The sequence below is a fragment of the Cupriavidus sp. 01L45 genome, assembly GCF_056399885.1.
In genome coordinates this window covers 79,590-92,935 of record NZ_JBFTSG010000007.1, presented here as the reverse complement: position 1 = coordinate 92,935, position 13,346 = coordinate 79,590, and the positions used below count along the sequence as shown (strand labels likewise).

17 protein-coding genes are annotated in these 13,346 nt (G+C 62.2%); 15 read left to right on the top strand and 2 right to left on the bottom strand.

From position 1 onward, the window contains the following. Positions 1-60: 60 nt before the first annotated feature. The 12 genes from AC1DT6_RS06835 to AC1DT6_RS06780 all read left to right on the top strand — a co-directional run bounded on the left by AC1DT6_RS06835 (position 61) and on the right by AC1DT6_RS06780 (position 8,121). Positions 61-684 (top strand): YchE family NAAT transporter, encoded by a 624-nt coding sequence (locus tag AC1DT6_RS06835; RefSeq protein ID WP_035870676.1) that lies wholly within the window; start codon positions 61-63, stop codon positions 682-684. Further along, the gene (hisH, locus tag AC1DT6_RS06830; protein ID WP_441628875.1) at positions 681-1,334 is read left to right on the top strand and encodes an imidazole glycerol phosphate synthase subunit HisH; all 654 of its coding nucleotides are present in this window, start codon (positions 681-683) and stop codon (positions 1,332-1,334) included. The genes AC1DT6_RS06835 and hisH overlap by 4 nt, the downstream gene beginning before the upstream one ends. Positions 1,335-1,423: 89 nt before the next feature. Next, a complete protein-coding gene (gene hisA / locus AC1DT6_RS06825) occupies positions 1,424-2,170 on the top strand; it encodes a 1-(5-phosphoribosyl)-5-[(5-phosphoribosylamino)methylideneamino]imidazole-4-carboxamide isomerase (RefSeq protein ID WP_035870672.1) in 747 nt (248 codons plus the stop codon). Positions 2,171-2,248: 78 nt separating this feature from the next. Continuing rightward, a complete protein-coding gene (gene hisF, locus AC1DT6_RS06820) occupies positions 2,249-3,019 on the top strand; it encodes an imidazole glycerol phosphate synthase subunit HisF (protein WP_441628878.1) in 771 nt (256 codons plus the stop codon). 15 nt (positions 3,020-3,034) lie between these two features. Continuing rightward, positions 3,035-3,442 carry a phosphoribosyl-AMP cyclohydrolase gene (hisI, locus tag AC1DT6_RS06815; RefSeq protein WP_035870669.1) on the top strand — a complete coding sequence of 136 codons (408 nt, stop codon included), beginning with the start codon at positions 3,035-3,037 and terminating at the stop codon, positions 3,440-3,442. Next, a complete protein-coding gene (locus tag AC1DT6_RS06810) occupies positions 3,439-3,819 on the top strand; it encodes a phosphoribosyl-ATP diphosphatase (RefSeq protein WP_441628880.1) in 381 nt (126 codons plus the stop codon). Before hisI ends, AC1DT6_RS06810 begins: the two co-directional genes overlap by 4 nt. A 94-nt stretch (positions 3,820-3,913) precedes the next feature. Then, complete coding sequence (locus tag AC1DT6_RS06805; RefSeq protein WP_035870665.1) at positions 3,914-4,288, top strand: DUF4870 family protein; 375 nt, start codon at positions 3,914-3,916, stop codon at positions 4,286-4,288. Between the two features lie 138 nt (positions 4,289-4,426). Further along, a complete protein-coding gene (locus AC1DT6_RS06800; protein ID WP_441628882.1) occupies positions 4,427-4,783 on the top strand; it encodes a histidine triad nucleotide-binding protein in 357 nt (118 codons plus the stop codon). A 149-nt stretch (positions 4,784-4,932) separates the two neighbouring features. After that, complete coding sequence (tatA, locus tag AC1DT6_RS06795; protein WP_035870661.1) at positions 4,933-5,169, top strand: Sec-independent protein translocase subunit TatA; 237 nt, start codon at positions 4,933-4,935, stop codon at positions 5,167-5,169. A gap of 175 nt (positions 5,170-5,344) precedes the next feature. Further along, a complete protein-coding gene (gene tatB, locus AC1DT6_RS06790; protein WP_035870659.1) occupies positions 5,345-5,854 on the top strand; it encodes a Sec-independent protein translocase protein TatB in 510 nt (169 codons plus the stop codon). Between the two features lie 130 nt (positions 5,855-5,984). After that, positions 5,985-6,782, top strand: coding sequence for a twin-arginine translocase subunit TatC (gene tatC / locus AC1DT6_RS06785; RefSeq protein ID WP_441628885.1), 798 nt, complete (start codon positions 5,985-5,987; stop codon positions 6,780-6,782). Positions 6,783-7,029: 247 nt separating this feature from the next. After that, on the top strand, positions 7,030-8,121 hold the full coding sequence (locus tag AC1DT6_RS06780) for a porin (protein WP_441628887.1): 1,092 nt from the start codon (positions 7,030-7,032) through the stop codon (positions 8,119-8,121). Positions 8,122-8,647: 526 nt separating this feature from the next. Here the strand turns inward: AC1DT6_RS06780 and AC1DT6_RS06775 are convergent. Further along, complete coding sequence (locus AC1DT6_RS06775) at positions 8,648-9,841, bottom strand: Do family serine endopeptidase (protein ID WP_441628889.1); 1,194 nt, start codon at positions 9,839-9,841, stop codon at positions 8,648-8,650. A gap of 19 nt (positions 9,842-9,860) precedes the next feature. Between AC1DT6_RS06775 and AC1DT6_RS06770 the strand changes: the two genes are divergently transcribed. Next, positions 9,861-10,607, top strand: a complete 747-nt coding sequence (locus AC1DT6_RS06770; RefSeq protein WP_477114569.1) for a Nif3-like dinuclear metal center hexameric protein — start codon at positions 9,861-9,863, stop codon at positions 10,605-10,607. Between the two features lie 44 nt (positions 10,608-10,651). Here the strand turns inward: AC1DT6_RS06770 and mscL are convergent, their stop codons facing one another. After that, positions 10,652-11,086, bottom strand: a complete 435-nt coding sequence (gene mscL, locus AC1DT6_RS06765; RefSeq protein ID WP_441628893.1) for a large conductance mechanosensitive channel protein MscL — start codon at positions 11,084-11,086, stop codon at positions 10,652-10,654. Between the two features lie 211 nt (positions 11,087-11,297). Here mscL and petA point away from each other — a divergent pair, with 211 nt between their 5' ends. Together petA and AC1DT6_RS06755 are read left to right on the top strand one after the other, a co-directional pair. Beyond that, on the top strand, positions 11,298-11,915 hold the full coding sequence (gene petA, locus AC1DT6_RS06760) for a ubiquinol-cytochrome c reductase iron-sulfur subunit (RefSeq protein ID WP_441628895.1): 618 nt from the start codon (positions 11,298-11,300) through the stop codon (positions 11,913-11,915). 2 nt (positions 11,916-11,917) lie between these two features. Then, complete coding sequence (locus tag AC1DT6_RS06755) at positions 11,918-13,321, top strand: cytochrome b (protein WP_276286466.1); 1,404 nt, start codon at positions 11,918-11,920, stop codon at positions 13,319-13,321. Positions 13,322-13,346: the final 25 nt, after the last annotated feature.

Here is a 13,346-nt window from a genome sequence, read left to right as displayed (position 1 = left end):
CAGATCAACGCGGTACAACGCGGTACTTACGCGACATTAGCGCGACATTCGCCCAACCCGATGGATACGCTTAAGTCGTTCATTTCGCTGCTGGCGCTGATCAACCCGATCGGGGCGATTCCGTTCTTCATCAGCCTGACCACCCAGCAGACTGAAGAAGAAAAGCGGCATACCATCAAGATCGCGTCGATCTCGGTGGCGACGGTGGTAGGCATCTCCGCCTTGCTGGGCCAGCAGATCATCGAGTTCTTCAATATCTCGGTGGCCTCGCTGCAGGTGGGCGGGGGCCTCATCATGATCATGATGGCCATGAACATGCTGAACGCGCAGACTGGCCGCACCAAGGCGACGCCCGAGGAAGAGGACGAGGCGGAAGCCAAGGCCAGTATCGCGGTAGTGCCGCTGGCGCTGCCCTTGCTGACCGGACCTGGTTCGATCAGCACGGTGATCGTCTATGCCGGCAAGACCCAGCACTGGTACCAGTTGCTGATTCTGGTCGGGATCGGGATCGCGCTTGGCGCAGTGGTATATATAGTGTTCCGCGCCGCGGACCCGATCGCGCGCGTGATCGGGCGCACCGGCATCAATATCGGCACGCGCCTGATGGGGCTGATCCTGTCGGCGCTGGCCGTAGAATTCATTGTGGACGGGCTGAAGACATTGTTGCCTGTTTTGAAATCATGACTACCATAGCAATTGTGGATTACGGCATGGGCAACCTGCGCTCGGTAGCGCAGGCCTTGCGTGCCGCGGCGCCGGAAGCGGACGTGCAGGTGGTGGACCAGCCGGAGGCGATCCGCGCGGCGGACCGCGTGGTGCTGCCAGGCCAGGGTGCGATGCCCGACTGCATGAGCGCACTGGGCGCCTCGGGCCTGCAACAGGCCGTGATCGAGGCCGCCGCTAGCAAGCCGATGCTGGGAGTGTGCGTTGGCGAACAGATGCTGTTCGACTTCAGCAAGGAAAGTAGAACGGACGGTGGCCGTACGCCCTGCCTGGGCCTCTTGCCCGGCGAGGTGATCCGCTTCGAACTGGAAGGCATGACCCAGCCGGACGGTTCGCGCTACAAGGTGCCGCAGATGGGCTGGAACCGCGTGAAGCAAACGCGCCCCCATCCGCTGTGGGCTGGCATCCCCGATGAAAGCTGGTTCTATTTCGTGCACAGCTACTACGTGCATGCGGAGGATCCGGCGCATATTGCCGGCGAAACGGAATATGGCGCCTTATTTACGAGCGCGGTGGCGCGCGATAATATTTTTGCCACGCAGTTCCACCCGGAAAAGAGCGCCGCCATGGGCTTGCAGCTGTACCGGAACTTCGTGCACTGGAATCCCTGAACGTCGATAGTGGCTTTTTTGGGACAGGGCTGACCGGCTACGCTGGCTAGTTCAACTTTCTCTTTCACTCAAACACGCTCGTCACACTTATGTTGCTCATTCCGGCCATCGACCTGAAGGACGGTCAATGTGTACGCCTTAAACAAGGCGACATGGACCAGGCCACCGTCTTTTCCGAAGATCCCGCCGCCATGGCACGTCACTGGGTGGAGCAGGGCGCACGGCGCCTGCACCTGGTCGACCTCAATGGTGCGTTCGTGGGCAAGCCCCGCAATGAAGCTGCCATCAAGGCCATCATCGCCGAGGTGGGCGATGAGATCCCGATCCAGCTCGGCGGCGGCATCCGCGACCTGAACACCATCGAGCGCTGGCTCGACGGCGGCCTGTCGTACGTCATCATCGGCACAGCGGCGGTCAAGAACCCCGGGTTCCTCAAGGACGCCTGCACGGCGTTCGGCGGCCACATCATCGTCGGCCTGGATGCCCGTGAAGGCAAGGTCGCCACGGATGGCTGGAGCAAGCTGACCGGCCACGAGGTTGCCGACCTCGCGCGCAAGTACGAGGACTACGGCGTGGAAGCCATCATCTACACCGACATCGGCCGCGACGGCATGCTGCAGGGCATCAACATCGATGCCACCGTCAAACTGGCGCAGTCGGCAACGATCCCGGTGATCGCCAGCGGCGGGCTGCACAACCTCACCGATATCGAACGCCTGTGCAGCGTGCAAAAGGACGGCGTCGAGGGCGTCATCTGCGGCCGCGCAATCTATTCGGGCGATCTCAATTTCGCCGAAGCCCAGGCGCTTGCCGACAAGCTCGGCGCCGAGCAGTAAGACAACGCGCCTTGCGCGCGACAATTGCAGCCACCGGCGCCCCCGCAAGGGCAGGCGCCGTGGCGGGCAAGGAATCTCATGCTAGCCAAACGTATCATCCCCTGCCTCGACGTGACCAACGGGCGGGTGGTCAAGGGTGTCAACTTCGTCGAATTGCGTGACGCTGGCGATCCGGTCGAGATCGCCCGCCGCTATGACGAGCAGGGCGCCGATGAAATCACTTTTCTCGACATCACCGCGACCAGCGACGGGCGCGACCTGATCCTGCACATCATCGAGGCGGTCGCCTCCCAGGTCTTTATCCCGCTGACGGTGGGCGGCGGCGTGCGCGCCGTGGAAGACGTGCGGCGCCTGCTCAATGCCGGCGCGGACAAGATCAGCGTCAATTCCGCGGCCATCGCCAACCCGCAACTGGTGTCGGACGCCACGGCGCGCTACGGCTCGCAGTGCATTGTCGTCGCGATCGACGCCAAACGCAGTTCCGCGCCAGGCGAGCCGGCACGCTGGGAGGTCTTCACCCATGGCGGGCGCAAGGCCACCGGGCTGGACGCCGTGGCATGGGCGCGCGAGATGGCCGCCCGCGGCGCGGGCGAACTGCTGCTCACCAGCATGGACCGCGACGGCACCAAGAGCGGCTTCGATCTCGAACTCACCCGTGCCGTCAGCGATGCGGTATCCATCCCGGTGATCGCCTCGGGCGGCGTGGGCGGACTGCAGGACCTGGCCGACGGCATCAAGCTGGGCCACGCCGATGCGGTGCTGGCCGCCAGCATCTTCCACTACGGCCAGCACACCGTTGGCGAAGCAAAAGCATTCATGGCCCGCGAGGGCATTCCGGTGCGGATCTGAACACGGCAAACCGACATGGCAAAGAAGTGGCTCAACAAGGTTAAGTGGGACGACAACGGCCTGGTGCCGGTGATTGTCCAGGAAGTCGGCTCGAACGACGTGCTGATGTTCGCGTTCATGAACCGCGAGGCGCTGCAGCGCACCGTGGAGATCGGCGAGGCCGTGTTCTGGTCGCGCTCGCGCAAGCGCTTGTGGCACAAGGGCGAGGAATCCGGCCACGTGCAAAAGGTGCATGAAATCCGCCTCGACTGCGACGAAGACGTGGTCTTGCTCAAGGTCACGCAGAACGACGGCATCGCCTGCCATACCGGGCGCCACTCCTGCTTCTTCCAGAAGTTTGATGGCGACGCCGACAACGGTGACTGGCAGACCGTGGAGCCCGTGCTCAAGGATCCGTCCACCATTTACGCAGCCAAGCCATGAGCGACGAACAGTTGAGCAGCGCCGATATGCTTGCCCGCCTGGCCAGCGTGCTGGAATCGCGCAAGCCCGAGAACGGCGGCGATCCGGATAAGTCCTATGTGGCGCGCCTGTTTCACAAGGGCGACGACGCGATCCTGAAGAAGATCGGCGAGGAAGCCACCGAAACCGTGATGGCCGCCAAGGATGCCCGCGCGGCGGGGCTGAGCCAGGAGTCGGTCTCCAAGGTGGTGTACGAGGTGGCCGATCTCTGGTTCCATAGCATGGTGCTTCTGTCCCGCTTCGGCATGCAGCCGGCCGACGTGGTCAACGAACTGGCCCGCCGCGAAGGTCTGTCCGGCCTGGAAGAAAAAGCCCGGCGCAAGGCCGACGGCAGCTGAATCCCGCACTAGCCGGCCTGGCCGGCGAGGCGCATCTGGACAGGACGGGCAGGGTATGGGACAGCCACCAGCAGCCACCAGGAGCAAGCACGAGATGGGAGAGGTGATCACCACGGACCACGACCGGCTTGCCAGCCTGCGCAAGCTGACGCACATTCTTTATGCGTTGTACGCCATTTTCTGGCTGACCGGCGGCATTACCGCGCTGATTGCCATCGTGATTGGCTACGTCAAGCGCGACGACACCCAGGGCACGCTCTACGCCTCGCACTTTGCCTGGCAGATACGGTCCTTCTGGTGGTCGGTGGCGTGGGCGATCCTCGGCGGCATGCTGTTTGTCACAGTGTTCCTGATACCCCTGGCTTTTGCCGTGTGGGGCGTATTGTCCTTATGGATGTTGTATCGTATCGTCAAGGGCTGGCTCTACCTGAACGACAGTAAGCCGATGTACCCGGATCAGCGTTTTTGATAGCCAGCGGACCGGTGGCGGTCCGGCCAAGGCGGTCCGGACATGCCTGAAAGGCAGGCGGATGGCCGGCAAGGCTGCCCGCCTGCACTGACATCGCGGCAAAAGTGCACCTGATTTGCTGCGCGCAATGAAATTTTCATGAATCCACAGCAAAATTGCCTCTTCTGCCGGATCGTGGCCGGTCAGCTTCCGTCGCGCAAAGTTTACGAAGATGACGAAATGCTGGCTTTCCACGATATCCACCCGAAAGCCCCGGTACACTTCCTGCTCATTCCCAAGTTGCATGTCGATTCGCTGGCCGATTGCGGACCCGGTGAAAGCGCGGTGCTTGCTAAAATGATGTTGAAGGTGCCGGAGTTGGCGCGCGCGGCAGGCTGTGGCAACGGTTTCCGGACGGTTATCAATACCGGTCCGGATGGCGGGCAGGAGGTGTATCACCTCCATCTGCACGTGCTTGGCGGTCCGCGTGACCAGTGGAAGGTGCAGCTGCCGTAAAGACCTGGCAGCCAACCCATGCAGGACCGAAGGCCGCGCGGCCTCCGGTCAGATGCCGTGCCGGCAACCGTCGCCCGGCACGGCCTTCAGTGACGGAACAACGAGCCGGGGTGGCATGGCGCCGCCCCCGGCTTCATCAGGAGCAGAAAATGGGTTCGTTTAGCATTTGGCACTGGCTCATCGTGCTGGTGATCGTCATGCTGGTCTTTGGCACCAAGAAGCTGCGCAACATCGGCCAGGATCTGGGCGGTGCCGTGAAAGGCTTCAAGGATGGCATGAAGGACGCCAACGGAAATCCGGTTGACGCACCGGCCGCGCCCTCCAAGGAACTGCGCGACGCCACCACCATCGACGTCGAAGCCAAGGAAAAGTCGCGCCAGCAGTGAGCGCGCGTCAACTCTTGTCAGCACGCCTGATGCCTTTCTTCCTGGCAGCAATGCCAAGCCGGCCATGCCCGCCGCGCCGCGCCCGTCCGCGTGACGGCTTGTGCGCGAGCCCGGGCGGCCGTTGCGGCGGCCCGGCCGTTCGCCGTGGCCGCAGCTTATTCCTTCCGAACCTCGCATGATCGATCTTGGCATTTCAAAGCTTGCACTGATCGGCGCGGTGGCGCTGGTGGTGATCGGTCCCGAGCGGCTGCCGAAGGTGGCGCGCACGGTCGGCGCACTGGTCGGCCGCGCGCAGCGCTATATCAATGATGTGAAGGCGGAAGTCAGCCGCGAGGTCGAACTCGACGAATTGCGCAAGATGCGCACGGAATTCGAGGACGCCGCGCGCGATGTCGAGCGCACCATCCACAAGGAAGTGCACGAGCACACCCAGTCCCTGAACGATGCGCTGACCGGTACGGATTCCAGCGTGCACGACGGGGCCAGCCAGGGCAGCGGCTACGTGCCATCCTGGGACACGGCGCACAAGGTCCATAACGGCCGCAAGAGCTGGCGCGTCAAGCAAGGTGCGCGGCCCGTGTGGTACAAGCGCCAGCACAATGTACGCGTGTGGGCGCAATCCGGCGCCGCGCGTGTCAAGCGCCACCGTCCCGCCACAGGCCCCGCCCGCTCATTCTTCGAGTGAGCATGATGGAGCCTGTCCACACGCCGCTACCCGGCCGGCCGTCGCTGTCGTGCGTTCCGACTTGCGCGCCGTGCCGTTGTATCGCCAATGATTTCTCGATGCCAGCCAGCCCGGCTGAGCGGTCCACGCCATGAGCGACTCCCGTTCCCAAGATCCCCAAGACCCGCAAGACGAAGCGCAGCAGGAAACCTTCATCTCTCACCTGGTGGAGCTGCGCTCGCGTATCGTCAAGGCGGCGTCAGGCGTGATCCTGGTGTTCCTCGGCCTGATCTACTGGGCGCCGAACATCTTCAACCTGTTCGCCCGGCCTTTGATGGAATCGCTGCCCAAGGGCGGCAAGATGATCGTCACCGATGTCACCGGCTCGTTCTTCGTGCCCATGAAGGTCACGCTGCTGGTGGCTTTCCTGATTGCGCTGCCCTGGGTGCTCTACCAGGTCTGGCAGTTCGTTGCGCCCGGCTTGTACCAGCATGAGAAGCGATTGATCGTCCCGCTGGTGAGCAGTAGCTACATTCTGTTTATCTGCGGCGTGGCGTTTGCCTATTTCCTGGTGTTCCCCACGGTGTTCCATTTCATGGCGCACTACAACGCGCCGCTGGGGGCGGAGATGTCGACCGACATCGATAAATACCTCAGCTTCGCCATGACCATGTTCCTGGCCTTCGGCATCACCTTCGAGGTGCCGGTGGTGGTGATCGTGCTGGTGCGCTTTGGTGTGGTCGAACTGGAAAAGCTCAAGCAGATCCGCCCCTACGTGATCGTGGGCGCTTTCGTGATTGCCGCCGTGGTGACGCCGCCGGATGTGTTGTCCCAACTGTTGCTGGCGGTACCCCTGGTCGCGCTATATGAACTAGGGCTGATCATGGCCCGATTCACCGCGCGGCCGGTTGCGGCGGACGCTCCGGCCAGCGAAGCGCAGCCGGACTAACTGTAGCGACCGCTAGCTTAAGGGAAAGCTCGGAGACGCGACTTTTGCACCAAAATGGGGAAAGTCGCCCCTCGTGCTGTTGCGACATCACAACAAAATCCGTCCGTATCCATGGTTTACGACGAAAAAGCCTTCTGGCGGCCGGGGGGGCTGACCCATAATACGCAACAGACGTGAAGGTAAATGCGTCGCCCAAGCACTTGGGCAAGCCAAGATTTCCCAATCAGTTGACAAGGAAAGTGTCGATATGAAGATGAAACTGTTTGCAGCCGCTGTAGCTGCCCTGGCCGCTGGTGGTGCGTATGCCCAATCGAGCGTGACCCTGTACGGCGTGGTTGACGCTGGTATTGAATACAACAACAAGTCGTCGACGAACGCACTCGGCACCAACGGTAACAACCTGTGGGCCATGCAGTCGGGTAACCAATCCGGTTCGCGTTGGGGCCTGCGTGGCGTCGAAGATCTGGGCGGCGGTCTGAAGGGTATCTTCGTCCTGGAAAGCGGCTTCAACGTTGACACCGGTACTTCGGCTCAAGGTGGCCGTCTGTTCGGTCGTAACGCCTATGTTGGTCTGCAAAGCCAGTACGGCGCGCTGACCCTGGGCCGTCAACAGACCACCCTGTATGATTTCGCGCTGGTCTATGACCCGATGGCGATCTCGACCCGTTACTCGAGCACTTCGCAAGAATCCGCATTCGCCAGCCGTGCTGACAACGCTGCGAAGTACACCGGCACGTTCGGTGGCCTGACCGTTAGCGCCCTGTACAGCTTCACCAACAGCGGCAACGAAACCGCTGGTAACTTCACCAACGGCCGCGAATACGGTTTCCTGGCAAGCTACGCTGCTGGCCCGTTCGCAATTGGTGCTGCTTATGACCAAACGAACGGCACTGGCGCAGCAAGCGCTCAGCTGACCCGCCGCGCTACCGTTGCTGGTACCTACGCTTTCGGCCCGGCCAAGCTGTACGCTGGCTACCGTTATGCCAAGGCTTACAACGGCGCCAACCTGGTTGGTTCGCCGACCGTGGCTAACACCGCATCGAACCTGGGCTGGTTTGGCGTGGGCTATCAGCTGACGCCGGCTCTGTCGCTGTCGGGCGCTGCTTACTACCAGAACCTGCGTGAGTCGTCGGCTAACCCGTGGCAATTCGTCACGACGGCTGACTACGCACTGTCGAAGCGCACCGACGTGTACGCAACGGCTTCGTATGTCCTGAACAACGGCAGCAAGTCGCGTCTGGGCGTGAATGGCTTCAACGACCTGTCGGGCCAGACCCAGTTCGTCCAAGCTGGTGCGAACCAGTTCGGCGCTGTGGTTGGTGTTCGTCACAAGTTCTAATTTAGTGCGGGCGTAAGCTCGCTCTAGATTGGCTTGAACGCTAAACGCCGGCATCCGCAAGGATGCCGGCGTTTTGTTTTTGGCGGCTGGCACTCGGCGATAGTGCGCAATGGCAATGGGGTGCTCGCCACATGGTGCTTCCGCGTAGTGGCGCGGCATCGTTTAACCGTGTCCCGCGGCGGCGCAATCAGTCTCGCTCGTTGATCTCCAGCTCGCGGAGCGCCGGCTGGCGATGGGTAGTCAGGTCCTTGCGCTGCCAATGCATGCGCCGCCACCGCTAGTCCCGTCCCAATCCCTCAATCACGGCAACTCCGATCGCACGATTGCGGGCAGATGTCTCCGCTATGGCCCGGGTATGCTGATCGTCAGACAAGCTTCCTGGTCCGGCAGGCCATCAATCCGGTCGCCTGGCGCAGCGCCGGGTACGCTCGCGCCAAGCCGACCCGTACTTCCCCGACAACAAAAACCCCGCCACAAAGGGCGGGGTCTGGAGAAGCAGCGTGCTGTCCGGGGATTCCGTGCTGACTTACTCTTCCTCGTCCAGCGGCAGCGCGCGGCGCGGCGGTGGCGGCCGCTTGCCGATCATCACCGTCAGTTCGGTCGGCTTGCCACGACGCACCACCCTCATCTTCACCTCCGCGCCAGGTTTGAGTTGGGCGATGGCGTTGAGCAGGGCGGTGGTGTCGCTAATGCCTTGCCCATCCACCGAGACCAGCACATCGCCCGGCTTCACGCCCGCCTTGTCGGCCGGGCCGCCCTGGACCACGGCTGCGATCAGCGCGCCTTCCTTGGCGTCGAGGCCGAACGACTCGGCGATCTCGGGTGTCATGTCCTGCGGCTCTACGCCAATCCAGCCGCGCGTCACCGAACCGGTCGAGATGATCGATTCCATCACCTGCTTGGCGGTGGAAACGGGAATGGCGAAGCCAATGCCCAGCGAGCCGCCCGAGCGGGAATAGATGGCCGTGTTGACACCCAGCAGGTTGCCCTGGGCATCGACCAGTGCGCCGCCCGAATTGCCAGGGTTGATCGCCGCGTCGGTCTGGATGAAGTTCTCGAAGGTGTTGATGCCCAGGTGGCTGCGGCCCAGCGCCGACACGATGCCCATGGTGACGGTCTGGCCGACGCCAAAGGGATTGCCGATGGCCAGCACCACATCGCCTACCTTGACGTTTTCAATGCGCCCCAGCGTGATCGCCGGCAGGTCCTTGAGCGTGATCTTCAGCACGGCCAGGTCGGTTTCCGGGTCCGAGCCGACCACCTTGGCGTTGGCCTTGCGGCCGTCGGTCAGCGCCACCTCGATCTCATCGGCGCCGTCCACCACGTGGTGGTTGGTTAGAATATAACCTTCCGCGCTGACGATGACGCCCGAGCCCAGGCTGGACACCGGCTCCTGGCGTTCCGGCAGGCGGTCGCCAAAAAAGAAACGGAACCAGGGGTCTTCTGCCTGCGGATTAGGCGTGTGCTTGCTGCCGTTCTTGCTGGTAAAGATATTCACCACTGCCGGCATCGCCTGCTGGGCCGCCTCGCTGTACGAGCCCGGCGCCGAAGAGCCGGCCACGCTGGGGACGACCTCCTTCAGCGCGACAATGGGCGAACCGGATTGCACTGCGACCCGGCCGCGCTGCAGCCATTCGGGTTTGAGTGTGGCCACGACGAACCACACTGCCAGCACGACGGTGACAGCCTGGGCAAAGAACAGCCAAAAGCGGCGCAACATATTGGAGTTTGGGCAGAAAATGAAAATAAAAGATCTTGAATTGTACTTGAACGACCTGCTTCAAGTCCCCCGATACAAGGACTATTGCCCGAACGGATGGCAAGTGCAAGGCCGGGCGGAAATCGAGCATATCGTGACAGGCGTGACCGCAAGCCTGGCCCTGGTCGAAGCCGCCATCGAGGCTGGCGCCGATGCCATCCTGGTCCACCACGGTTATTTCTGGAAAAACGAAGACGCCCGTGTCATCGGACAAAAACACGCACGCCTGAAACGCCTGCTGGGCGCCGATGTGAACCTGCTCGCCTATCACCTGCCGCTGGATAACCACCCCGAATTCGGCAATAACGCCCAGCTCGGCCTGCAACTCGGGTTTACKCCCACCGGCCGCTTCGGCGACGWCCAGCTCGGGTGGACCGGGACCTTGCCACAACCCATGCCGCTCGCCGCGCTGGCCGCGCACGTAGGCGGCGTGCTCGCGCGCGAGCCGCTGGCCATTGGCGATCCCGAGCAACTGATTCGCACGGTGGGATGGTGCACGGGCGGTGCGCAGGGCTATTTCGACGCGGCCGTGGCGGCGGGCGTGGACGCTTACCTGAGCGGCGAGATTTCGGAGCAGACCACGCACCTCGCACGCGAGAGCGGGGTTGCCTATCTGGCGGCCGGGCACCACGCTACGGAGCGTTATGGTATCCAGTCCCTGGGCGAGCACCTGGTGCAGCAATTCGGGCTGCGCCACACCTTCATCGATATTCCCAACCCGGTCTGAAACGCGGCCCCGGCCATGGGCCGGGCGGGCCGCGGCGCGTTGGCTTAAGTCTGGCGCGCCTTCAGGCTGTCGCGGATCTCGCGCAGCAGCACCACGTCTTCCGGCGTGGCGGCGGGCGCTTCGGGCTTGGGCTCTTCAGCACGCACCTTATTGATCGCCCGCACCATCATGAAGATGATAAAGGCCAGAATCACGAAATTGACCAGGATGGTCAGGAAGTTGCCATAGGCAAAAACCGGCACGCCCGCTTTTTTCAGCGCGTCGAGCGTATGCGGGATGCCCGCTGGCGGCTCGGATAGCGCTACGAAAAGATTGGAGAAATCCAGTTTTCCGATAATCCGGCCAACGACCGGCATGATCAGGTCATTCACAACCGACTCGACAATTTTGCCGAAAGACGCGCCGATAATCACACCGACGGCCAGGTCGATCACGTTGCCACGCATTGCGAAGGTCTTGAATTCCGACATCATCCCCATGCTTTTCTCCCAGTGTTGCTTTCGTTGAACGGTCGTCAGGATAAAAGCCTGCCGTATCACCGCCCGTAACGCAAGCGTACAAGCCACATCGCCGATGTTTGGCCGATTATCGTACGCGGGTGAGCCACTGTCCGCCTTTCAATGCCACATGTGCCTAAGGTACAATTTACGGTTGACACAAAATCTAATTTGACATCCCCTGGGGTTTGGAATGAGTGACCAGCAAAACGTGAAGAACGTGGATAAGGGTCGCCGCAATTGGTTGATTGCGACGTCTGTCGCTGGCGGCATCGGAGGCGTGGCGGTAGCTGTTCCGTTCGTCAGTACGTTTGCGCCGTCAGAGAAGGCAAAGGCCGCCGGAGCACCGGTAGAAGCCGACATCAGCGCGCTCAAGCCGGGCGAGATGATGACCGTTGAATGGCGCGGCAAACCGGTCTGGATCCTGAAGCGCACCGAGGAAATGCTCTCGTCGCTGAAGAAGACAGATTCCGAGGTGGCCGACCCCAACTCGGATGTCCCCTTCACCATGCCGACGCCGGAATACTGCAAGAACGAAACCCGTTCGCGCGCAGACCACAAGGACCTGCTGGTCGTGGTAGGCATCTGCTCCCACCTTGGTTGCTCCCCCTCAGGTCCCTTCGGCGCCGGTTCCAACCCGCAACTCGGCTCCGACCCCGGATTCCTCTGCCCCTGCCACGGTTCGACCTTCGACCTGGCTGGCCGCGTGTTCAAGAACAAGCCGGCCCCGCAAAACCTCGACGTACCCCCATACCAGTTCCTGTCCGACACCAAGATCGTGATCGGCAAGGATGAAAAAGGAGACGCTTGACCATGGCGGCCGAAAAACAAGTAAAGACGACCGGCTTGCTTGGCTGGATCGACGCGCGCTTCCCCGCAACCCAACTCTGGGAAGATCACCTTTCCAAGTACTACGCACCGAAGAACTTCAACTTCTGGTACTTCTTCGGCTCGCTGGCCCTGCTGGTGCTGGTGATCCAGATCGTGACCGGCATCTTCCTGGTGATGAACTACAAGCCGGACGGCACGCTCAACGCCGCCGGCATTCCCGTGGCTTACGCCAGCGTGGAATACATCATGCGCGAAGTGCCCTGGGGCTGGCTGGTGCGCTACATGCACTCCACCGGCGCCTCGGCCTTCTTCGTGGTGGTGTACCTGCATATGTTCCGTGGCCTGCTGTACGGTTCCTACCGCAAGCCGCGTGAGCTGGTCTGGGTCTTCGGCTGCCTGATCTTCCTGTGCCTGATGGCAGAGGCCTTCATGGGCTACCTGCTGCCCTGGGGCCAGATGTCGTACTGGGGCGCCCAGGTGATCGTGAACCTGTTCTCCGCCATCCCCGTGATCGGCCAGGACCTGTCCCTGTTCATCCGCGGCGACTACGTCGTGAGCGACGCCACGCTGAACCGCTTCTTCTCCTTCCACGTCATCGCCGTGCCGCTGGTGCTGCTGGGCCTGGTGGTCGCRCACATCATCGCGCTGCACGAAGTGGGCTCGAACAACCCGGACGGCGTCGAGATCAAGGCCAAGAAGGACGAGAACGGAATCCCGCTGGACGGCATCCCCTTCCACCCGTACTACTCGGTGCATGACCTGATGGGTGTGGGCGGCTTCCTGATGATCTTCTCCGCGGTGATCTTCTTCTTCCCGGAGGTGGGCGGCTACTTCCTGGAGTCGAACAACTTCTTCCCGGCCGATCCGCTCAAGACCCCGCCGCACATCGCGCCGGTCTGGTACTTCACGCCGTTCTACTCGATGCTGCGTGCCACCACCTCGAACTTCCTGCCCATCCTGTGGGTGTTCTTCGCGGTGCTGCTCGGCATGGTGTTCCTGCGCAGCAAGGATGCCCGCATCAAGGTTGGCGCGCTCGCCATCGCCGTGATCCTGGCTGTGGGCTTCTACTTCATCGACGCCAAGTTCTGGGGCGTGCTGGTGATGGGCGGCTCGGTGGTGATCCTGTTCTTCCTGCCGTGGCTCGACCACTCGCCGGTGAAGTCGATCCGCTATCGCCCGTCCTTCCACAAGAGCATCCTCGTCGTTTTCGTGGTGGTGTTCATCGTGCTCGGCTACCTGGGCGTACAGCCCCCGTCGCCGGTGGGTGAAAAGGTGTCGCAGCTGGGTACCCTGCTGTACTTCGCCTTCTTCCTGACCATGCCGCTGTGGAGCCGTGTCGGCCAGTTCAAGCAAGTGCCGGAACGCGTGACGTTCCACCCGCACTGAGCCCGGACGAAACCCGACAAGAGCA

What these genes read in the sequence shown, in the direction of transcription:
- AC1DT6_RS06800 (WP_441628882.1), top strand. Translation starts at nt 4,427, where the DNA reads ATGAATCCACAGCAAAATTGCCTCTTCTGCCGGATCGTGGCCGGTCAG.
- mscL (WP_441628893.1), bottom strand. Translation starts at nt 11,086, where the DNA reads ATGGGGATGATGTCGGAATTCAAGACCTTCGCAATGCGTGGCAACGTG.
- AC1DT6_RS06805 (WP_035870665.1), top strand. Translation starts at nt 3,914, where the DNA reads ATGGGAGAGGTGATCACCACGGACCACGACCGGCTTGCCAGCCTGCGC.
- hisH (WP_441628875.1), top strand. Translation starts at nt 681, where the DNA reads ATGACTACCATAGCAATTGTGGATTACGGCATGGGCAACCTGCGCTCG.
- AC1DT6_RS06835 (WP_035870676.1), top strand. Translation starts at nt 61, where the DNA reads ATGGATACGCTTAAGTCGTTCATTTCGCTGCTGGCGCTGATCAACCCG.
- tatB (WP_035870659.1), top strand. Translation starts at nt 5,345, where the DNA reads ATGATCGATCTTGGCATTTCAAAGCTTGCACTGATCGGCGCGGTGGCG.
- tatA (WP_035870661.1), top strand. Translation starts at nt 4,933, where the DNA reads ATGGGTTCGTTTAGCATTTGGCACTGGCTCATCGTGCTGGTGATCGTC.
- AC1DT6_RS06780 (WP_441628887.1), top strand. Translation starts at nt 7,030, where the DNA reads ATGAAGATGAAACTGTTTGCAGCCGCTGTAGCTGCCCTGGCCGCTGGT.
- AC1DT6_RS06810 (WP_441628880.1), top strand. Translation starts at nt 3,439, where the DNA reads ATGAGCGACGAACAGTTGAGCAGCGCCGATATGCTTGCCCGCCTGGCC.
- hisF (WP_441628878.1), top strand. Translation starts at nt 2,249, where the DNA reads ATGCTAGCCAAACGTATCATCCCCTGCCTCGACGTGACCAACGGGCGG.
- hisI (WP_035870669.1), top strand. Translation starts at nt 3,035, where the DNA reads ATGGCAAAGAAGTGGCTCAACAAGGTTAAGTGGGACGACAACGGCCTG.
- petA (WP_441628895.1), top strand. Translation starts at nt 11,298, where the DNA reads ATGAGTGACCAGCAAAACGTGAAGAACGTGGATAAGGGTCGCCGCAAT.
- tatC (WP_441628885.1), top strand. Translation starts at nt 5,985, where the DNA reads ATGAGCGACTCCCGTTCCCAAGATCCCCAAGACCCGCAAGACGAAGCG.
- AC1DT6_RS06775 (WP_441628889.1), bottom strand. Translation starts at nt 9,841, where the DNA reads ATGTTGCGCCGCTTTTGGCTGTTCTTTGCCCAGGCTGTCACCGTCGTG.
- hisA (WP_035870672.1), top strand. Translation starts at nt 1,424, where the DNA reads ATGTTGCTCATTCCGGCCATCGACCTGAAGGACGGTCAATGTGTACGC.